The organism is Micromonospora sp. DT81.3, from assembly GCF_049847225.1.
Classification (GTDB): domain Bacteria; phylum Actinomycetota; class Actinomycetes; order Actinomycetales; family Microbacteriaceae; genus Microbacterium.
Window position 1 is genome coordinate 639,031 of the sequence record NZ_JBNCNY010000001.1, and the last position, 19,011, is coordinate 658,041.

Below are 19,011 nucleotides of genomic sequence, written 5' to 3' on the forward strand. Positions count from 1 at the left end.
CGCCAATCCATTCGGCGCGCCGCAACGAATCACACCTGTCGCACGAACCGTCGGGATCTCCCCGGCGGGCGATGACACAAGGGAGTGAATCGTGAAGAAGAACACCAAGCGGGTGCTCGGCGTCGGTGCCGCAGCGCTTGTTGCCATGTCGCTCGGCGCTGCGCCGGCGATGGCGCATGATCCCGAGCCGTCACCGGGGAAGAACGTGGTGCTCACCGCCACTCTCACGGAGCTCAACGGATCGGGGGCCTCGGGGAAGGCGATCGCGGTCGTTCGCGACGAGACGATCCGGGCGATCGGAATCCGCGCGAGGGGCCTCTCACCCAATGCGCCTCACGCCCAGCACATCCACTACGGCGAGCAGGCACTGAACGAGTGTCCCACGCTGGCGCTGGACAGCAACGGTGACGGGCGGCTGAACACCGTCGAAGGCGTTCCGGCCTACGGGCCCGTCGTCGTATCGCTGAACACCAGCGGCGACACGTCGCCGGCCAGTTTTCTGGACGTTACCCGGTTCCCCGTCTCCAAGAACGGAACCTACAACTACTTCCGGCGGAACATCGCGTTCACTGACGTTGCTGGAACCGGCTACCCGGGTGCCGGCGGCACCGGCACCGCTGCACAGATCGCCGAGGCCATCCGCGCGGCTGAGGGCGTCGTCGTGATCCACGGAAACGACTACGACGGCAACGGGGCGTACAACCTCAGCGATCCGGAAGGCGCCAGCGAGCTGGATCCCAGCCTCCCCGCCGAGGCCACCGATCCGGTTGCGTGCGGGCTTCTGCACTGACGGCGGTCTCCTGTCCGAGCTGAGGTCCAGGCGCCGCCTGCCAACGTGCACCGCGCGTGCCAGGCGGTGCCCGGACCCCACCCTCGGGCAGAAGCGCGTTCACCCGTGTGCGCACGGGACTCTCGGCGATGCGGCCGCGGTCGCTCAGTAGATACCTTCACCCGAGGCTGGTGGCGTACCCGTGTCGCTCGGTTAGACTTCCTGAACGATCGGTCACTAATCCGTTCTCGATGAGGAGGACAGCCATGGGCGCGCTGCCGAGCTACACCACCGGGCGGTGGTTCACACCGGATGCCGGGGGCTCCGCCGTCCCCGTCCGCGATTCGTCCACCGGCGCGCTGATCACCGAGGTGAGCGCCGACGGACTCGATCTGGCCGCGGCGGTGGACTATGCGCGCCGCATCGGCCAGGCCAGCCTCGGCGCGCTGACCTTTCACCAGCGCGCCCTCCTCCTGAAGCGGTTCGCACAGGTGCTGTCCGAGCGCAAGGACGAGCTCTACGCGGCATCGGCTCGAGCGGGTGCGACGAAATCCGACGCCTGGGTCGACGTCGACGGGGGTATCGGCGTGCTCTTCACGTACTCGTCCAAGGGCCGGCGCGAACTTCCGAACGCCCAGGTCTACGTCGACGGCCCGTCGGAGTCCCTCTCGAAAGACGGTTCATTCCTCGGCCGGCATATCTACACCCGGCTGCCGGGGGTCGCGGTGCAGATCAACGCGTTCAACTTCCCGGTGTGGGGAGCGCTCGAGAAGTTCGCGCCCGCGTTCCTCGCGGGTATGCCGACCATCGTCAAGCCGGCGACCCCGACCGCGTTCGTCGCCGAGGCGATGGTGCGCATCCTCGTGGAGTCCGGCGAGGTGCCCGACGGCGCGTTGCAACTGGTGTGCGGGAGCGTGCCCGGCCTGCTCGAGAGCCTCGGGCTGGGTGACATCGTCGCGTTCACCGGATCGGCATCGACGGCCGCGATGCTGCGGGCGCGCGTGCCGAACGGCGCCATCTTCCAGGCCGAGACGGACTCGATCAACGCCTCGGTGCTCGGGCTCGACGCCGGCGAGGGGACCCCGGAGTTCGATGCTTACGTGAAGCAGCTCGTGGCGGAGCTGATGGCGAAGTCGGGCCAGCGCTGCACGGCGATCCGGCGGGCGATCGTGCCCGCGGCATCCGTCGATGCCGTTCTCGACGCGGTGCGCGCACGCCTCGAAGAGCGCGCGGTGCTCGGTGATCCGCGCGGCGACGGCGTGACCATGGGGCCTCTGGTGTCCACCGCGCAGCGCGACGAGGTGCTCCGTCAGGTCGCGCGGCTCGTGGAGGCCGGTGGCGAGATCGCGATCGGCTCGACCGACGCCCCCGAGGTGGTGCGGGCCGACGGCACCCGCGGGCCGGCCCAGGACGGCGCGTTCATCACCCCCCTCGTGCTGCGATTCGCGGATGCCCGAACGCCGGCGGTGCACCAGATCGAGGCGTTCGGTCCGGTCGCTGCCATCCTCGGCTACGAGAGCGTGGATGACGCGGCCGACCTGGTCGCGCGAGGCGAGGGGTCCCTTGTGACAAGCGTCGCGACCCACGACCCGGTGTTCGCGGTCGAGCTGACCTCGCGGATCGCCTCGTGCAACGGCCGCGTGCTGCTGCTCGACCGCGACGACGCACGCTCGTCGACCGGGCACGGCTCCCCCATGCCGCACCTCGTGCACGGCGGCCCCGGGCGCGCAGGCGGCGGCGAGGAACTCGGCGGCATCCGTGCCGTGCTGCACCACATGCAGCGCACGGCCATTCAGGGCTCCCCCGACATGCTCACCGCCCTCACCGGGGTGTGGCACCCCGGCGCGAAGGCGCGGAGCGACGAGCGGCATCCGTTCCGCAAGAGCCTGGGCGAACTGCGCATCGGCGACCAGCTGATCTCGGAGTCGCGGCCGGTCACGCTCGATGACATCGAGACCTTCGCGAACTTCACCGGCGACACCTTCTACGCCCACATGGACGAGGATGCCGCGGCGGCGAACCCGTTCTTCCCCGGTCGCGTGGCGCACGGGTACCTGCTGGTGTCGTGGGCGGCGGGCCTCTTCGTCGACCCGGCGCCTGGCCCGGTGCTCGCGAACTACGGGCTCGAGAACCTGCGGTTCGTGACCCCCGTGAGCCCGGACGACGAGATCCGCGTGGAGCTGACCGCGAAGCAGATCACCCCGCGCGAGACCGACGAGTACGGCGAGGTGCGGTGGGACGCCGTGATCCGCAACCAGCGCGACGACCTCGTGGCGACCTACGACGTGCTGACGCTCGTCGCGAAGGAGTAGGTCGCACGGGAGTTCTGGGCGGGCTCGGTGCCGGGTCGCACTTCGGGCCGACCGGGCGCTGACTCACCCGTTGCCCGGGTCCGCCCGGCATCCGCGCTGCACTTTCCTGCACGGGCCGCGCGAATCGACGCAGCGCCGTCCGGATTGTGCAGCGCGAGCGGGTATCGCGCGCATCCCGAACCCAGCGGCGGCCCGGCACGCTCCCGCGCCGCAGCTCGCCCGGCTCGGGCGTTCGCGCTGCACTTTCCTGCGCGGGCCACGCGAATCGACGCAGCGCCGTCCGGATTGTGCAGCGGGAACGGGGTCGGCCTCTCGGGCTCGCGCGCACGCGACCCCGGGGTCAGCGGCGCAGACGTCCCGCGCTCAGCGGCGGCGGAGGCCGTCGAAGACGAGGGCGAGCACGTCGTCGGCGATGTCGGCGGGGCGCTCGGGGCCGGTCGGCCGGTACCACTCGACCAGGGAGTTCACCATTCCGAAGACGAGCCGCGTCGCGATCGCGGGGTCGAGATCCGCTCGCACCGCCCCGTCGGCCTGCGCGGCCCGTACGAGGGCGCTCACGGCCTCGTCGAATCGACGGCGACGCTCGAGCGCCGTCCGCTCCACCTCGGTGTTGCCCCTCAGCCTCAGCAGAAGGGTCACGTACGGCAGCCGCTCGACCAGCACCTCGACGGCCCGGCGCACCACATAGGTCAGGCGGTCGATCGGCTCGCCCGCCGCAGCGCCCGGCTCTTCGAGGACCTGCTCCAGTCCGCCGAGCGCCTCGTCGAGGGCGGCATCCAGCAGGTGCTCCTTGGACGCGAAGTGATGGTAGATCGCCGACTTCGACAGGCCCAGCCGCGTGGCCAGCATGCCCATGGATGTCGCGTCGTAGCCGTGCTCGTTGAACACGCGCGCGGCGACCTCGAGGGCGCCCCGCCGGTCGTAGCCGGGCCGGCCGCGGCGCGGTTCAGGGGTGACGGGCGCGGTAACGGCCTCGCCCCTGTCGGCCTCGGCCACGCCCGCCTCTGCCACGTCGCCGGCCACGGGCCCCTCGGTCACCCGCCCGCTCCTGCGGCCGCGGCATCCGCCGGCACGATGGATGGCGGCGCCGGGCGATCCGTGACGACCGCCCGTCCGCGGAACAGCGCCACCACGTCTCCAGCCTCGTCGGTCACCGTGACGTCGTAGACGCCGCGCCGACCCTGTCGCACCCGGCGCTCCGCGGTCGCCCTCAGCAGTTCGCCGCTGACCGTCGAGCGCACGAAGTCGATCTCTGCGCCGACGGCGACGGTGACGCGGTCGTCCTCGTTGCAGGCGATCGCGAACGCCGTGTCGGCGAGCGCGAAGACGAGCCCGCCGTGGGTGATGCCGAAGCCGTTCGTCATGTCGTCGCGCACACGCATCGAGACGACGGCGCGCCCCGGCTCGTCGGTCTCGACGACCATGCCCAGCGCCGCGGAGGCCCGGTCGTTCGCCATCATGTCGCGGCTCGACATCCGACCCCCTCTGTTCGCCCGCATCGTTTGTCCGACCCGCGGCGTGGGCCTATAATAACTGAACGATCGTAAAGTAAAGGTGCTGACGATGACGACACGCGAGCAGGCCCGGTTCGACGAACTGATCGCCGCCGACTCCCGCATCGAGCCGCGGGACTGGATGCCCGACGCCTACCGCAAGACGCTCGTGCGGCAGATGTCGCAGCACGCGCACTCCGAGATCATCGGCATGCAGCCCGAGGGCAACTGGATCTCGCGCGCCCCGAGTCTCAAGCGCAAGGCGATCCTGATGGCCAAGGTGCAGGACGAGGCCGGCCACGGGCTCTATCTCTACTCCGCCGCGCAGACCCTCGGGACCCCGCGCGACGCGATGACCGAGGCGCTGCTCGCAGGCAAGGCCCGATACTCCTCGATCTTCAACTACCCCACTCCGACCTGGGCCGACATGGGCGCGATCGGCTGGCTCGTCGACGGCGCCGCCATCGTGAACCAGGTGCCGCTCTGCCGCGCCTCGTACGGCCCGTACGCCCGCGCGATGGTGCGCATCTGCAAGGAGGAGTCGTTCCACCAGAGGCAGGGATTCGAGATCCTGCTGACGCTCATGAACGGCACGCCCGCGCAGCGGGAGATGGCCCAGGATGCCGTGAACCGCTGGTACTGGCCGAGCCTGATGATGTTCGGGCCGCCGGATGACGAATCGCCGAACTCGGCGCAGTCCATGGCCTGGAACATCAAGCGCTTCGGCAACGATGACCTGCGCAACCGGTTCGTCGCGATGCTCGTGCCTCAGGCCGAAGCGCTCGGCATCACGCTTCCGGACCCCGAACTGCGGCTCGACGACGACGGGAACGTCGTCGCGATGGGACCCATCGACTGGTCGGAGTTCGAGGCCGTGCTGAAGGGCAACGGACCCTGCAACGCGCAGCGGATCCAGCACCGGCGTCAGGCGCACGAGGACGGCGGGTGGGTGCGCGAGGCGGCGGCGGCGTACGCCGAGCGGATGTCGCGGACGGAGGTGGCGGCGTGATGGATGTTGTGCCGACCCGGGTCGCTGAGCCTGTCGAAGCGTCGTCCTCCCACCCCTCGACAAGCTCGGGGACCGGGCCCACCCCGGTCGCTGAGCCTGTCGAAGCGTCGTGGGGACTGTGGGAGGTGTTCGTGCGAGCCAACCGCGGGCTGAGCCACGTGCACGTCGGCTCGCTGCAGGCTCCGGATGCCGAGATGGCGGTGCGCAACGCGCGCGACGTCTACACGCGGCGCAACGAGGGTGTCTCGATCTGGGTCGTGCCCGCGGACGCGATCACGACGAGCGACCCGGATGCGCGCGACGCCTTCTTCGAGAGTCCATCGGGCAAGAACTACCGGCACGCGACGTACTACACCGCGTCCGAGGGGGTGCCGCACCTGTGACGACCCTTCGACAGGCTCAGGGACCGGATGCCGCGGCTCAGGGAGCGCATGCGGGGGCGCAGGGACCGGATGCCGCGACGCACGGACCGGATGCCGCGGCGCAGGGACCGGATGCGGCGGCGCAGGGACCGGATGCGGCTGCGCAGGGGCCGGATGCTCGTACCGCGCACATCGTCGTCGACACGGTCCAGCTCGACGCCGAGCTGATCGGCGACGAGGCCGCCGTCGCGTCCCCCGAGGTCGCCGCGTACGCGCTCGGCCTCGGCGATGACGCCCTGATCCTCGCCCAGCAGCTGGGCTGGTGGATCTCTCGTGCGCCAGAGCTCGAGGAGGACATCGCGCTCGCCAACATCGCCCTCGACCTGCTCGGCCACGCCCGTTCGCTCCTGCACTACGCGGGCAGCGCCGACGGCCGCACCGAGGACGACCTCGCCTACTGGCGCGGCGAGCGCGAGTTCCGCAGCCGGTGGCTGTTCGAGCAGCCGAACGGCGACTTCGCGCACACCATCGTGCGGCAGCTCCTCGCATCCACCTACTTCCACGCACTCTACGCGGAGCTTTCGACATCCGCCGACCCGACCCTCGCCGCGATCGCGGCGAAGGCCGAGAAGGAGGTCGCGTACCACCTCGACCACGCGGAGCAGTGGATGCGCCGCCTGGCGCTCGGCACGGAGGAATCCCGGCGGCGCACGATCGTCGCCCTCGGCGACCTCTGGCCCTACCTCGGCGAGCTTTTCGTCGACGATGAGGCGGCGCTGGCGCTGCCGGGGATCGCCGTACCCCCGTCATCCCTGCGCGACGACGTGGAAGCGGAGCTGACCGGCATCCTGAGCGCCTGCGAGCTCGAGGCACCCCGCGTGCCGTTCTCGTCGGGCGGTGGCCGCGAGGGCCGACCCTCCAGCTACCTCGGCTTTCTGCTCGCCGAGATGCAGGTGCTGGCGCGACAGCATCCGGGGGCGACATGGTGACCGCGACCCGCACCCGTGCCTGGGACATCGCCGCCGCGGTGGTCGACCCGGAGATCCCGGTGCTGACCATCGAGGACCTCGGTGTGCTCCGCTCCGTCGAGGAGGACGGCTCCCGCGTGCGCGTGCGGCTCACCCCGACATACAGCGGATGCCCCGCCCTCGATGCGATGACCGACGACGTGCGTGCGGCCCTGCTCGACGCCGGCTACACCGACGTGCAGGTGCGCACCGTGCTCTCCCCCGCCTGGACGACGGACTGGATGACGGCTGCCGGCAAGGCCAAGCTGGCCGGGTTCGGCATCGCACCGCCCAACGGCCACGCACCCGCCCGCGGGACCCGCGTGCCGGTGACGCTCAGCGTGCGGTGCCCGCAGTGCGGGTCGCTCGACACCCGGGAGCTCTCCCACTTCGGGTCGACATCGTGCAAGGCGCTCTACGAGTGCCGCGCGTGCCTCGAGCCGTTCGACTTCTTCAAGGTGCTGTGAGCACCACGACGCGCCGCCGGGCGCGGTTCCACGAGCTCGAGGTCACGGCGGTCCGTCCGCTGACGGCCGACAGCGTCGAGGTCACGTTCGCCGTACCGTCCGAGCTGCGGGACGACTACGCCTACCTGCCGGGACAGTACGTCGCGCTGCGCGCAACGATCGACGGCCACGAGCTGCGCCGCAGCTACTCGATCTGCCGCGCCCCCGCGCCGGGCGACCCTTCGACGGGCTCAGGGACCGGGGACGGCCGAGGGACCGAAAACGTCTCGGCGAGCCAAGCCGGGACCACCATCTCGGTCGGCATCAAGCGCGACATCGGCGGCGTGTTCTCGGCGTGGGCGAACACCGAGCTGAAACCGGGGGATCGCATCGACGTGATGAGCCCGGAAGGCACGTTCACGACGGGGCTCCCGGACCTCGACGGGGCGCACCTGGCCGGCATCGCCGCCGGCTCGGGCATCACGCCGATGATGGCGCTCGCGGCATCCGTGCTGGCGGCATCCGCTACCGCGCGCTTCTCCCTCGTCTACACGAACCGCGCCACGCAGGATGTGATGTTCCTCGAGGAGCTCGCCGCCCTGAAGGATCGCTACCCCGCGCGGCTGGCGCTGCATCACGTGCTCTCGCGTGAGCAGCGGGCGGCGCCCCTGCTGTCGGGGCGCATCGATGCCGAGAAGCTCGGCCGCATTCTCGACGTGCTCTTACCCCCGGAGGGTGTCACGGAGTGGTTCCTGTGCGGCCCGTTCGAGCTCGTGGCGCTCTGCCGCGACACGCTCGAGCGCCGCGGGGTGCCGGCATCCGACATCCGCTTCGAGCTCTTCACGACGGATGCCGACAGCCCGCGCATCGACCGGGGACGGCCCGTCGAGACCCGCCCCGGCGATGAGACCGTGCAGATCGAGTTCACGCTGGACGGGCTCTCGTCCCGGGTCGAGTCGCCGGTCGCGGCGAACGAGGCGATCCTGGATGCCGCGCTGCGCGTGCGCGCCGACGTGCCGTTCGCGTGCGCCGGCGGAGTGTGCGGCACGTGCCGCGCCCGCCTGGTCGAGGGGAACGTGCGGATGACCCAGAACTACGCCCTCGAGCCGGACGAACTCGCGCGGGGGTACGTCCTTACGTGCCAGTCCCACCCGCAGACCCCTCGCGTCGTCGTCGACTACGACGTCTGAGCGGGAGAGGAGAGGAGCAGGATGATCCACCTGAGCATCGAAGACGACGTCGCCGAAGTGGTGCTGGATGCGCCCGAGCGGCTCAACGCCCTCGGCCCCGGCGACCTTGCCGAGCTCGAGACCGCCTACGCCGACGCCGAGGGCGCCCATGTCCGGGCGCTGCTGCTCCGAGGCGAGGGCAGGGCGTTCTGCGCGGGCCGCGACATCTCGGGCGTCGACCCGCGCACCGACGACGTGATGGGGTACCTCGGCGACCTGGTGGGGCCGCTGCTCCGCCGCATGAGTGCGTTCCCCGCCCCGACCTTCGCCGTCGCGCACGGTGCGTGCCTCGGCGTCGGCCTGGGACTGCTCATCGCGACCGATGTGGTCTACGTCGCCGACAACGCGAAGATCGGCTCCCCGTTCGCGAACCTCGGCGCGACCCTCGACTCGGGCGGGCACGCGCTCTTCTACGAGCGGCTCGGCGCCCACCGGACGCTCGACCTCATCTACACGGGACGGCTGATGTCCGGATCCGAGGCGGTCGAGGCGGGGCTCTTCTCGCGGGTCTTCCCGGCCGACGGCGTGGTGGGCGCTACCAGGGGTGCGGCCCGGACGGCCGCAGCCGGGGCGACACAGGCGTTCCTCGCGTCGAAGGCCCTCGTGCACGCCCTGCGGGACGAGCGCCTCGGGCTCTGGGACTCGCTCGACGCCGAGAACCGCGCGCAGGCGGCGCTGTGCGACACGGATGACTACCGCGAGGGCTTCTCGGCGTTCCAGGAGAAGCGGCGCCCGTCCTTCACGGGCCTCAGCTGAGACGAGGATCAGGCGGGTCCCGGCACGGGCGGACACGGTCACCTTCGTCAGGATCGCGGCACGCCGGCCACCGGCAGGATGATCCGGTCGATCACGTCGATCATGAAGTCCCGGTCGACCCGCTCACGCAGCATCAGCGTGCGGTAAGCGACCATCGCCGGGCCGATCGTGCAGAGCGTCTCGACGTCGCTGTCGGCCGAGATCTCTCCGCGGTCAATCGCGCGCCGGAAGATGATGCGGTTCGCCGCCGCGCGCGGTTCGACCAGCGCTTCGTGGGCCGCGACGGCGAGCTCGGGGTCGCGGGCGATCATGGACACGATTCCCGCCATGACCTTGAGCTTGCGCTCGCTCTCCGCGATGGTCGGCGATTTGACCATCGCGACGAGGTCCCCGCGCAGGGTCCCCGTGTCGGGGGGCGACGTGAGGTCCTGGCCCCTGGACTTCATGCAGGCCACCGCGTCGAGCACGAGCTCGGTCTTCGACGCCCACCGGCGGTAGAGGGTCGCCTTGCCGGCCTTTGCCCGGGCAGCGACCATGTCGATCGTCATGCCGTCGTACCCGGTCTCGGCCAGGACGTCGAGGGCGGCATCCAAGATCTCGGGATCGCGGCTGTGATCGCGCTTGCGGCCCAGTTTGGGCTGCGCATCCACGAGGTCGGTCTGCGTCATCGCGGACTCCCTTCTCTCGTGTCGACATTACCGCGGGGTAAATTTCGGAACCAAGTAGATCCGGAACTCAATAGTACCGTATATAGTGACCAGCATGTCTTCTCACACCCCCACGCCCACCAATCGCGGCCACTGGCTGACGCTGGCCGTGGTCGGCCTCGCCCAGCTCATGGTGGTGCTCGACGCGACCGTGGTGAACATCGCCCTCCCGTCCGCCCAGGCCGACCTCGGCTTCTCGGACGGTCAGCGCCAGTGGATCATCACGGCGTACTCGCTCGCCTTCGGCAGCCTCCTGCTGCTCGGCGGTCGCCTCTCCGACCTGATGGGCCGCAAGCGCACGTTCATCATCGGCCTCGTCGGCTTCGCGGCCGCGTCCGCCCTCGGCGGCGCCTCGGGCACCTTTGAGCTGCTGGTTGCGTCCCGTGCACTGCAGGGCGCCTTCGCGGCGCTGCTGGCACCGACCGCGTTGGCGGTGCTGACAACGACGTTCACGATCCCCAAGGAACGCGCGCAGGCGTTCGGCGTCTTCGGTGCAATCGCCGGCGCCGGCGGCGCGGTCGGCCTGCTGCTCGGCGGCATCCTGACCGAGACGGTCGGCTGGCGCTGGAATCTCTACATCAACGTCGTGATCGCGGCCGTGGCGCTCGTCGGGGCGCTCATCTATCTGCCCCTCCTGCCGCGCACCGGCCCGCGACCGAAGCTCGACGTTCCGGGCACGCTGCTCGTCTCCGGTGGTCTCTTCGGACTCGTCTTCGGCTTTTCGAACGCCGAGACAGACGGCTGGGACTCGCCTTTGACGTGGGGGATGCTGACCGCCGCCGTCATCCTGCTCGCCGCATTCGTCCTGTGGCAGCGCCGGGCGGCGCACCCGCTGCTGCCCCTGTCGATCGTGCTCGACCGCAACCGCGGCGCCGCTTACCTCTCGGTCATGGTCGCCGGCGCCGGCATGTTCGGCATCTTCCTGTTCGTGACCTACTATCTGCAGCTGACGCTGGGGTACTCGCCGATCCAGACGGGCCTCGCCTTCCTGCCGATGATCGGGATGCTGATCCTCGCGGCGCAGCTCGGCACGAACATCTTCATCCCGCGATTCGGGCCGAAGGTGCTCGTGCCGATGGGCATGACGCTCGGCGCGATCGGCATGATCTGGCTGACGTTCCTCGACGAGTCGAGCACGTACGCCGCGCACGTGCTGGCGCCGCTGATGGTCATCGGCTTCGCGATGGGCACGATCATGCCGGCCTCGATGCAGACCGCGACGCTCGGCGTCAACCGAGAGTTCGCGGGCGTCGCGTCGGCGACGGTGAACACCAGCCAACAGGTGGGAGGCTCGATCGGCACCGCGCTGCTCAACACCCTCGCGGCTACCGCGACCGCCGACTTCCTGGTGGCCAACACGCCCACCACGCCCGAGGTGGGGGTTCAGGCGGCGATCGCCGGCTACTCGACCGCGTACTGGTGGGGTGCCGCGTTCTTCGTCGCGGGAGCGATCATGTCGGCGCTGCTCTTCCGCCGGCGCGGCCACGGTCTCTCGCTGGCACAGGAACCCGTGGTCCAGGCGAGCGCCGATCCGGTCATCGCGCGCTAGGACCCTCCGCCGTGGGGAGTGAGGGTTTCGAGCGTTCGAAGCCCCCGCTTCCTACGCCGCGCCGGCCCTGCTCTCCGCTCCTTGCACGAGCTCGACGAGGACGGCCGCCATCGGCGCCGGCTCCCAGGTATGGTTGGCGCCGGGGATGCGCCGCTGCGCGGCGCCGGGGACGGCATCCACGATCGCCTGCGAGGCGTCGATCATCAGCGGCATCGTCTCCTCCCCCACGATCGCCATCACGGGGACGTCGAGACCGCCCAGCAGCTCGGACAGCGGCGCGGACTCCGCCCACGCGAGGGAGTCGGCATCCACCCGGTTCGTCGGTGCGGCGGCGACCATCGCCGGCCAGAACGGCGCCTGCCTCGCCCCCTCGAGCCACTCGGGCGGCATGTCCTTCATGTAGTACTCCAGCGCGCCGACGTTGTCGCCGGCATCCACACGGCGCCCGAACTCCGCCGCCCACGGCGCCGCCTCCTTCGATTCCCCCTCGATCGGCGCTTCCCAGAGCGCGAGCGCCGTGACGGGCAGCCCTCGGGTTGCCGCCGCCAGGGCGATCGTGCAGCCCGACGAATGCCCGCAGAGGGCCGCGCGGCCGCCGACCCGCTCGATCAGCGCGCCGATGGCGTCGACCTCGCGGTCAAGGGTCGCCGGCCCGCCGAGCTCACTCTCACCACGTCCGAGCCGGTCGTAGACGAGGGTGGTGAGGCCGGCGGCAGCGGCCAGTTCGGCGGTCTGCGCGGTCTCCGGCTCTCGGCCGACGGGGCCGGCGCCGGCGATGAAGATCAGCGCCGGTCCTTCGCCTCGCACGTCGAAGGCCACGCGATCGCCGCCAGGAGTGGTCAGAAACTCGGTCATGGATGGACCTCCTTTCGGGCCACGCTAACCGCGCGTCCCGACATCCACGACCTCTTGACAGGCCCGGTCCGCAGCGCCGCCTGCCCGGCTGCCCGGCCAGGGTCGCCGGGGCCATGCGCTCGTGCTGCCGGTGGAAGTGCTTCTATGCTGCGTGCACCCGGGCACAGATCCGTCCGCTTCGGGACCCGATCCTTGCCCAGGCACGCTTATCGCCGTCGATTGTGCTCCCGGGTGCGCGCCCGACGGCAGCCGGGCGGGCGCACCCGTCCCCCGGGCGCCCCGCCCCACCCGCGCCTCAGTTCGGCGCGAGCCAGACCGTGGTCTCTCCCGGCACGATGCCGAGCGGCGCCTCGTCGCTCGCGAGCAGCACGTCGGCGCGGTCGAGCTCGAAGGGCTCCGTGCCGAAGTTCGTCACGACCTGCCAGCCGTTGGGGCGCGCGAAGCGCAGCACATCGGCCCGCCCGGTGTCGATCCAGTCGAGCTCTTCGTCGGTCTGCAGCTCGTGCCGGAGGGCGAGGGCGCGGCGGTACATCGTGAGCGTCGAGTCCGGCCGACCGTCCTCCACGTCGACGGCGTGCAGGGCGAACCACGACGGCTGGGGCAGGTGCGCCCCGCCGTCGCCGAAGCCGAACGACCGGCCCCCCTCGCTCCAGGGCAGCGGCACGCGGCATCCGTCCCGTCCCTTGTCCACACCGGGACTGCGGAAGAAGGTCGGGTCCTGGCGCAGCGCGTCGGGGATCTCCGCCACCTCGTGCAGGCCGAGTTCCTCCCCCTGGTAGAGGTACGCGGAACCGGGCAGGCCCAGCACGAAGAGGGTGGCGGCCCGTGCGCGGCGTAGTCCGCCCACACGGTCGAGCACCGGCTGCATGCCCCCCGACAGCAGCCACTCGTTGCCGTGCTTGCGCGCGGGCCGCCCGTCGGCGTCGCGCTCGGGATGCGGCAGCCCGTAGCGCGTCGGATGGCGCACGACGTCGTGGTTGGAGAGCACCCACGTCGTCGATGAACCCGACAGCTTCGCGAGGGCGAGGTTGTCCCTGACGATGCGCTGGAACTGACCGGCCTCGAAGTCGGCCTCCAGCAGCTCGAAGTTGAACGCCTGGCCGAGGCTCTCGGCGCTCGCGTAGAGCGGCACGCGGGATGAGTCCACCCACGCTTCCGCCACGGCGGTGCGCGGGGGGTCGTACTCGTTGAAGACCCTGCGCCACTCTGCGTACACGTCGTGCACGTCGTCGCGGTCGATGAGCGGGTGCCGGCCGTCGCGCGGCATCGCCTCGAGCTCGGCCTTGGAGGGCAGCGGCTCGGTGAGGTCCTTCGTGAGCATGTGCGCCACGTCGATGCGGAACCCGTCGACGCCGCGGTCCGACCAGAACCGCAGAGTGCGCACAAAATCGGCCCGCACTTCCTGGTTGTCCCAGTTGAGGTCGGGCTGCTCCACCGCGAAGTGGTGCAGGTACCACTGGCCGTCGGGCACGCGCTCCCACGCCGACCCGCCGAACATCGACTCCCAGTCGGTCGGGGGCAGGGCGCCGTCCGGCCCTGTGCCCTCGCGGAAGATGTAACGCTCGCGCGCCGCCGAACCGGGAGCGGAGGCGAGGGCCTCCTCGAACCAGACGTGCCGGTCCGACGTGTGGTTCGGCACGATGTCGACGACGACCCGGATGCCGCGGGCGTGCAGCGCCGCGACGAGGGCATCGAAGTCGGCGAGCGTGCCGAGGCGGGGGTCGACGTTCCGGTAGTCGGCGACGTCGTACCCCCCGTCGGCCAGCTCGGACGGATAGAACGGGCTCAGCCACACCGCGTCGATTCCCAGCTCGGCCAGGTAGTCCGCCTTGGACGCGATGCCCGGGATGTCCCCGAGACCGTCGCCGTCGGCGTCGGCGAAGCTGCGCGGATACACCTGATAGACGGCGGCCTGCCGCCACCACGGCGCCTTCTCGCTGTCGAGCGACGCCTCGGTCTGCAACTGGGTGTTCGGTGCGCTCGTCACGGGAGCGGGTTCCTTTCGTAGGGCGGGATTGATCTGCGGAACGAGGATGCCGGGCGTCAGCCCTTCACAGCACCCTGGGTCACACCTTCCATGACCCAGCGCTGCGCGAACAGATACACGATGATCGCGGGGGCCATGGTCATGAGGTACGACGCGAACGACACGTTGTAGTTGTTGCTGAACTGCGACTGGAACAGGGAATTCACCACGGGGAGGGTCTGCAGGGCCGGGTCGGCGATGATGAGCGAGGGCATCATGAAGTCGTTCCACGCGTACAGGAACGCGAAGATGCCGATCGTCGCGCTCATCGGTGCAAGCAGCGGGAAGATCATGTGCCAGAAGGTCTGCCACGTTGTCGCACCGTCGATGCGCGCACTCTCCTCGAGCTCGAACGGGATCGAGCGGAGGAACGCCGTGAACAGCAGCACGCTGAAGCTCAACTGGAACATGGTCGCGAGGATGATCACGCCGCCGGGGTTGGCCAGCCCGACCAGCCCGGTCAGCTGCACCTGCGGGAGGGCGACGACGGGGAACGGGATGAACATGGCCGCAAGCAGGTAGAAGAACGAGTAGCGGAAGAACTTGCGATCCCAGTTGCGGACGATCGCGTACGAGGCGAACGCCGCGAGGAAGATCGTCAAGAGGACCGTGCCCGCCGTGACGATCACCGACATGGCGGCCCCGACCGGGAAGTTCGTGAGGTTCCACGCCGCGACGAAGCCCTCGACGCTGAACGGGGCCGGAAGCGAGAACGCGTTGCCGTCGACCGCCTGGGCGGTCGTCTTGAACGCCATCGCGACGGTGACGTACAGCGGCAGCAGGACCGTGACCGCGCAGAGGATGAGGATGATGGTGCCGGTCCAGTTGACCCGCTCCATGCCGAATCGGCCCCCCGCCGGTCTGGGGTGAACGCCTTCGAGGGTTTCGGTGGCCTCGACCGTTTCGACGACGAGAGCTGGCTGAACAGACATCAGAGGGCGTTCCTTCCGCGAGTGATGGAGAGTTGGATGACGGCGATGACGACAGTGATCACGAAGAACACCGTCGCGTTCGCCATCTGGAAGGCATAGTCGCCGGTGGTGAGTCCCGAGACGACCGTCATCGCGATGCTGTAGGTCGAGGTGCCGGGGCCGCCGCCGGTGAGACCCTTGATGACGTCGTACGCGTTCAGGAAGCCCTTGAAGCCCAGGATCACGTTGATCACGATGTAGCCGAACATGAGCGGGATCGTGATGCGCGTGAGCTGCTGGGTCTTGCTCGCCCCGTCGATGTCGGCCGCTTCGTACACCTCGCCGGGAATCGACAGGATGCCGGCGATGTAGATGAGGAGCGCCCCCGGGATCGCCTGCCACGCCGTCACGATCACGATCGCCAGCCAGGCCCAGTCCGGTTTGGCCAGGATGCTCTCCTGGAGCCACGTGATGCCGGAGATGGTGCCGAACGCCGGCACCGAGTTCGAGAACAGGAACTTGAAGACGAACGCGATGACGATGGCCGAGATCACCATCGGGATCACGAAGATCGTGCGCAGCGGCGTCTTCAGCCGGATCCGCGAGGTCAGCGCCACCGCGAGGAGCAGGGCGATGATGTTCACCAGGACGACCGTGACGAGCGAGAACCCGAACGTGAACCCGTAACTCTGGATGACCAGCGGGTCGGCGAACAGGGCGACGTAGTTCGTCAGCCCGATGAACTTCCACTCCCCGAGGCCGATGGAGTTCGTGAAGCTGAAGAAGATGCCGATCACAGCGGGGACCGTGATCGCCAGCGTGAACAGGATCAGGGTGGGAACCAGGAACCAGTAGTAGATGGCCTCGACGCGCTTGCGTGGGCGCGCCTGCCCTGCTTGTCGCTTGCCCTGCGTGACGAGAGTTGTCGTTGTTGTCATGAGAAACTCCTTTGTTCCCGGATCACTGCTGACGGAAGGCGAGCCGCGCATAGTCGGCGTCGATGTTGCTGAGGATCCTCTGCGGGTCGCTGCCCAGCATGATGGCCTGCGCGTAGTTCATGATCGGGATCGCTCGTGGCACGAGCTGCGTCGAACCCTGGTACATGTCGCCCGCGTTGATGTACTCCTCAAGACCCTTGATGCGCTCGTCCGACACCGGTGGGGCATCCTTCGTCGGAAGGAAGCCCAGTTGCGACTGGTTGTACTCCTGGATGATCTCCGGCTGGTACAGGTACTCGAGGAACGCCCGTGCCGCTTCCTGGTGCTCCGAGGCCTCCGGAATCCAGGCGGCCAGGTCCATGTTGATGCGGGCCTTGAGGTCGTCGGGGTCATCGGTGACCGGCAGCGGGAACATTCCGAGGTCGAGGTCGGGGGCGGCCTTGGCGATCTCGCCGAGCGCCCAGGGGCCCTGCAGGTACATCGCGGCTTCGCCATTGGCCATCGCCGTGTTGCCGTCGCCGTAGCCGCGGCTGGCGGCGTCGGGGTTGACGTACTGGGACAGCTCGAGCATCTTGTCGACGGGTTCGGCCTGGTCCTTCTGGAACGAGACCGCCGAGTTCGGTCCGACGTTCACACCCTCTTCGGCGAGCTGGTCGAAGAATTCGACCGTGTCGAGCATGCCGCCTACCGTGTAGTCGTACCAGCCCTGCCCGATCGTCCAGTTGTCTGCGAAGGTCGCGTAGAACGGTGTGACCCCTGCCGCCGTGAGTGTCTCGCACACTTGGATGAGCTCGTCCCACGTCTCCGGCACGTCAAGATCGTTCTGCTCGAAGATCTCCTTGTTGTAGATCACCGCGGCGCCCATGATCGAGTACGGAATCGCGCTCGTGCGGCCGGGGCAGACGCCGAACTGCTCCATGAACGGGGTCAGGTCTTCTCGAACGCTCTGCGCCGCCTCCGTGTCGGAGAGATCCGACATGGCGCAGCGCTGGATGAAGCGCGCGGTCTCCTGGTTGTAGTTGTTCAACCCGATGTCGGGTGGATCCCCACGGACGAATCCCGCCGAGAACGCGTCGACGCCGGAGGTGTCGAGAGTCACGTTCACTTCATCCTGCGAGTCGTTGTACTCCTGAACGAGTTCCCTCATGTAGGGAATGGCCTCGGGCTTGGCGAAAGCGAACCGGATGGTCTCCCGGCCGCCAGAGGACGCAGAGCAGGCCGCGAGCGGACCGCCCATGAGGGCGAGCCCCGCCGCGGCCGCGGCCACCCTCATCCATCGTCGTTGTGTCATTGCAGCCACGTCGCTGTCCTTCCACGTGCCATCGTCGGTGATGCGGGATCTGATTGGTTCGGCTAATAGATTTACTACTCGAATCAAATCGGTATCGACCATAATGCAGGGAGCGACCCGAAAGGTCAAGACCCTTGTCCAGCCCGACTGCTCCTGCTTCTCTGCGCCGCGCCAGCCTCGACGCGGTGCTCGCGTACGCCTGGGATATCGGCGTCTTCACGGCGAGCGAAGCGATGTCGGCAGTGGGGCTCACACGCTCCACGACGATCGCCGTGCTCGATGAGCTCGCCGAACTGGGGCTGCTGCGCGAACTGCCCAATGCCCGCGCCGGCGGCCAGTACCAGAAGGGCCGGCCGGCGCGGCGCTTCGAGCTCCGTGCGGATGCCGCGGTCGTCGTCGGCATCGATGCCGGCCGCCTGCACATCACGACATCCGTGGCGGATCTGCGCGGCGCGGAGCTCGCACGGCATCACGTGGAACTCGACGAGGGGCGCGATGCTCCCGATGAGCGCCGCGCAGCCGCCGAGAGGGCGGTGGATGCCGCGCTCGACGCGGCGGCACGCCCTCGGGAGGACGTGCTGGCCATCTGCATCGGCGTGCCGGCCCCCGTGGACCGGGAGGGGAAGTCACCGCCCCACCGCGCAGGATTCTGGCTGCGGATGAACCCCGACTTCGCCGAGCTGTTCGGCGCATGGGTTCCGATCGTCCGGGTCGAGAACGACGCGTCTCTCGCGGCGGTCGCGGAGGGGTCGGTCGGCGCAGCGGTCGGATGCCGCGACTACGTGACGCTGCTCGCCGGTGAGCGCCTCGGCGCCGGGGTCGTCGTGGACGGCACCCTTCTGCGCGGCGCACACGGCGGCGTGGGCGAGATGGTGGCCTTCGATCACGTGATCGGCGTCGAGGGAGCCTGGGGACTGGGCTACCGAGCCGCCCAGTGGGCACGCGAAGCCGCGGCCGCCGGCGAGCTGTCGCCCGGGAGCCCTCTCGCTCGCCTCGACCCCGCCGAGCTGGACGGCCGCGCCGTGCTCCTGGCCGCACGTGCGGGCGATCCTGACGCCCAGCGCATCGTCGATCGGGTGAGCGCGATGCTCGGTGTCGTCGCCGGGATGTTCGGCAGCCTGTTCGATCCCCGCAGGGTCGTGGTCTCCGGAGCGATCTCGGAGGGAGCGGCCGAAGTGGTGGCGGCCGCGAGCGTGTCGCTTCCAGGCGAGCTCGACCTTCCGGCGCCGGAGCTCGTCGCCTCGCAGCTCGGCGGCGACGTCGTGTGCATCGGCGCGGTGGCGGCCGCGCTGGAGGTGGCCCGCGCCGGCGTGCTCGACCTCGCTCAGGGGCTGCGCCCTGCGGTCTGACC

At 69.6% G+C, this 19,011-nt stretch carries 18 protein-coding genes; 10 read left to right on the forward strand and 8 right to left on the reverse strand.

Annotated elements, in window-relative coordinates; all coding sequences use genetic code 11:
- Positions 1 to 91: 91 nt before the first annotated feature.
- Together ACPW96_RS03085 and paaZ are read left to right on the forward strand one after the other, a co-directional pair.
- Complete coding sequence (locus ACPW96_RS03085; RefSeq protein ID WP_425881981.1) at positions 92 to 790, forward strand: hypothetical protein; 699 nt, start codon at positions 92 to 94, stop codon at positions 788 to 790.
- Positions 791 to 1,035: 245 nt separating this feature from the next.
- Positions 1,036 to 3,081, forward strand: coding sequence for a phenylacetic acid degradation bifunctional protein PaaZ (gene paaZ, locus ACPW96_RS03090; RefSeq protein ID WP_425881982.1), 2,046 nt, complete (start codon positions 1,036 to 1,038; stop codon positions 3,079 to 3,081).
- Between the two features lie 363 nt (positions 3,082 to 3,444).
- Here the strand turns inward: paaZ and ACPW96_RS03095 are convergent, their stop codons facing one another.
- The gene (locus tag ACPW96_RS03095) at positions 3,445 to 4,119 is read right to left on the reverse strand and encodes a TetR/AcrR family transcriptional regulator (protein ID WP_425881983.1); all 675 of its coding nucleotides are present in this window, start codon (positions 4,117 to 4,119) and stop codon (positions 3,445 to 3,447) included.
- The gene (gene paaI, locus ACPW96_RS03100; RefSeq protein WP_425819247.1) at positions 4,116 to 4,556 is read right to left on the reverse strand and encodes a hydroxyphenylacetyl-CoA thioesterase PaaI; all 441 of its coding nucleotides are present in this window, start codon (positions 4,554 to 4,556) and stop codon (positions 4,116 to 4,118) included. The genes ACPW96_RS03095 and paaI overlap by 4 nt, the downstream gene beginning before the upstream one ends.
- A gap of 88 nt (positions 4,557 to 4,644) precedes the next feature.
- Between paaI and paaA the strand changes: the two genes are divergently transcribed.
- From paaA to ACPW96_RS03130, 6 genes are all read left to right on the forward strand, one after another.
- A complete protein-coding gene (gene paaA / locus ACPW96_RS03105; RefSeq protein WP_425881984.1) occupies positions 4,645 to 5,583 on the forward strand; it encodes a 1,2-phenylacetyl-CoA epoxidase subunit PaaA in 939 nt (312 codons plus the stop codon).
- Positions 5,583 to 5,966, forward strand: a complete 384-nt coding sequence (paaB, locus tag ACPW96_RS03110) for a 1,2-phenylacetyl-CoA epoxidase subunit PaaB (RefSeq protein WP_425819243.1) — start codon at positions 5,583 to 5,585, stop codon at positions 5,964 to 5,966. The genes paaA and paaB overlap by 1 nt, the downstream gene beginning before the upstream one ends.
- A 203-nt stretch (positions 5,967 to 6,169) precedes the next feature.
- The gene (gene paaC / locus ACPW96_RS03115; RefSeq protein WP_425882138.1) at positions 6,170 to 6,934 is read left to right on the forward strand and encodes a 1,2-phenylacetyl-CoA epoxidase subunit PaaC; all 765 of its coding nucleotides are present in this window, start codon (positions 6,170 to 6,172) and stop codon (positions 6,932 to 6,934) included.
- Positions 6,928 to 7,419, forward strand: coding sequence for a 1,2-phenylacetyl-CoA epoxidase subunit PaaD (gene paaD / locus ACPW96_RS03120; protein ID WP_425881985.1), 492 nt, complete (start codon positions 6,928 to 6,930; stop codon positions 7,417 to 7,419). Before paaC ends, paaD begins: the two co-directional genes overlap by 7 nt.
- The gene (locus ACPW96_RS03125; protein WP_425881986.1) at positions 7,416 to 8,588 is read left to right on the forward strand and encodes a 2Fe-2S iron-sulfur cluster-binding protein; all 1,173 of its coding nucleotides are present in this window, start codon (positions 7,416 to 7,418) and stop codon (positions 8,586 to 8,588) included. The genes paaD and ACPW96_RS03125 overlap by 4 nt, the downstream gene beginning before the upstream one ends.
- A gap of 21 nt (positions 8,589 to 8,609) precedes the next feature.
- The gene (locus ACPW96_RS03130) at positions 8,610 to 9,383 is read left to right on the forward strand and encodes an enoyl-CoA hydratase/isomerase family protein (protein ID WP_425819237.1); all 774 of its coding nucleotides are present in this window, start codon (positions 8,610 to 8,612) and stop codon (positions 9,381 to 9,383) included.
- Positions 9,384 to 9,430: 47 nt separating this feature from the next.
- On the opposite strand, the gene ACPW96_RS03135 is transcribed toward ACPW96_RS03130, so the two are convergent.
- Complete coding sequence (locus tag ACPW96_RS03135; RefSeq protein ID WP_425881987.1) at positions 9,431 to 10,051, reverse strand: TetR/AcrR family transcriptional regulator; 621 nt, start codon at positions 10,049 to 10,051, stop codon at positions 9,431 to 9,433.
- A gap of 94 nt (positions 10,052 to 10,145) precedes the next feature.
- Between ACPW96_RS03135 and ACPW96_RS03140 the strand changes: the two genes are divergently transcribed.
- The gene (locus tag ACPW96_RS03140) at positions 10,146 to 11,639 is read left to right on the forward strand and encodes an MFS transporter (RefSeq protein ID WP_425881988.1); all 1,494 of its coding nucleotides are present in this window, start codon (positions 10,146 to 10,148) and stop codon (positions 11,637 to 11,639) included.
- Positions 11,640 to 11,690: 51 nt separating this feature from the next.
- On the opposite strand, the gene ACPW96_RS03145 is transcribed toward ACPW96_RS03140, so the two are convergent.
- The 5 genes from ACPW96_RS03145 to ACPW96_RS03165 all read right to left on the reverse strand — a co-directional run bounded on the left by ACPW96_RS03145 (position 11,691) and on the right by ACPW96_RS03165 (position 17,660).
- On the reverse strand, positions 11,691 to 12,494 hold the full coding sequence (locus ACPW96_RS03145) for an alpha/beta fold hydrolase (RefSeq protein WP_425819231.1): 804 nt from the start codon (positions 12,492 to 12,494) through the stop codon (positions 11,691 to 11,693).
- Positions 12,495 to 12,789: 295 nt separating this feature from the next.
- Positions 12,790 to 14,481, reverse strand: coding sequence for a glycoside hydrolase family 13 protein (locus ACPW96_RS03150; RefSeq protein ID WP_425881989.1), 1,692 nt, complete (start codon positions 14,479 to 14,481; stop codon positions 12,790 to 12,792).
- A 56-nt stretch (positions 14,482 to 14,537) separates the two neighbouring features.
- On the reverse strand, positions 14,538 to 15,452 hold the full coding sequence (locus tag ACPW96_RS03155; protein ID WP_425881990.1) for a carbohydrate ABC transporter permease: 915 nt from the start codon (positions 15,450 to 15,452) through the stop codon (positions 14,538 to 14,540).
- On the reverse strand, positions 15,452 to 16,369 hold the full coding sequence (locus ACPW96_RS03160) for a carbohydrate ABC transporter permease (RefSeq protein WP_425819225.1): 918 nt from the start codon (positions 16,367 to 16,369) through the stop codon (positions 15,452 to 15,454). The genes ACPW96_RS03155 and ACPW96_RS03160 overlap by 1 nt, the downstream gene beginning before the upstream one ends.
- Before the next feature lie 22 nt (positions 16,370 to 16,391).
- Complete coding sequence (locus tag ACPW96_RS03165; protein WP_425882139.1) at positions 16,392 to 17,660, reverse strand: ABC transporter substrate-binding protein; 1,269 nt, start codon at positions 17,658 to 17,660, stop codon at positions 16,392 to 16,394.
- A gap of 134 nt (positions 17,661 to 17,794) precedes the next feature.
- On the opposite strand from ACPW96_RS03165, the gene ACPW96_RS03170 reads away from it, so the two are divergent.
- Positions 17,795 to 19,009, forward strand: coding sequence for an ROK family protein (locus ACPW96_RS03170; protein ID WP_425819223.1), 1,215 nt, complete (start codon positions 17,795 to 17,797; stop codon positions 19,007 to 19,009).
- Positions 19,010 to 19,011: the final 2 nt, after the last annotated feature.

Bases quoted from the DNA above. Each gene is read 5' to 3' on its own strand.
- paaI (WP_425819247.1), bottom strand. From the start codon at position 4,556: ATGTCGAGCCGCGACATGATGGCGAACGACCGGGCCTCCGCGGCGCTG.
- paaA (WP_425881984.1), top strand. From the start codon at position 4,645: ATGACGACACGCGAGCAGGCCCGGTTCGACGAACTGATCGCCGCCGAC.
- ACPW96_RS03140 (WP_425881988.1), top strand. From the start codon at position 10,146: ATGTCTTCTCACACCCCCACGCCCACCAATCGCGGCCACTGGCTGACG.
- paaD (WP_425881985.1), top strand. From the start codon at position 6,928: ATGGTGACCGCGACCCGCACCCGTGCCTGGGACATCGCCGCCGCGGTG.
- ACPW96_RS03160 (WP_425819225.1), bottom strand. From the start codon at position 16,369: ATGACAACAACGACAACTCTCGTCACGCAGGGCAAGCGACAAGCAGGG.
- ACPW96_RS03145 (WP_425819231.1), bottom strand. From the start codon at position 12,494: ATGACCGAGTTTCTGACCACTCCTGGCGGCGATCGCGTGGCCTTCGAC.
- ACPW96_RS03135 (WP_425881987.1), bottom strand. From the start codon at position 10,051: ATGACGCAGACCGACCTCGTGGATGCGCAGCCCAAACTGGGCCGCAAG.
- paaZ (WP_425881982.1), top strand. From the start codon at position 1,036: ATGGGCGCGCTGCCGAGCTACACCACCGGGCGGTGGTTCACACCGGAT.
- paaB (WP_425819243.1), top strand. From the start codon at position 5,583: ATGGATGTTGTGCCGACCCGGGTCGCTGAGCCTGTCGAAGCGTCGTCC.
- ACPW96_RS03165 (WP_425882139.1), bottom strand. From the start codon at position 17,660: ATGACACAACGACGATGGATGAGGGTGGCCGCGGCCGCGGCGGGGCTC.
- ACPW96_RS03130 (WP_425819237.1), top strand. From the start codon at position 8,610: ATGATCCACCTGAGCATCGAAGACGACGTCGCCGAAGTGGTGCTGGAT.
- ACPW96_RS03155 (WP_425881990.1), bottom strand. From the start codon at position 15,452: ATGTCTGTTCAGCCAGCTCTCGTCGTCGAAACGGTCGAGGCCACCGAA.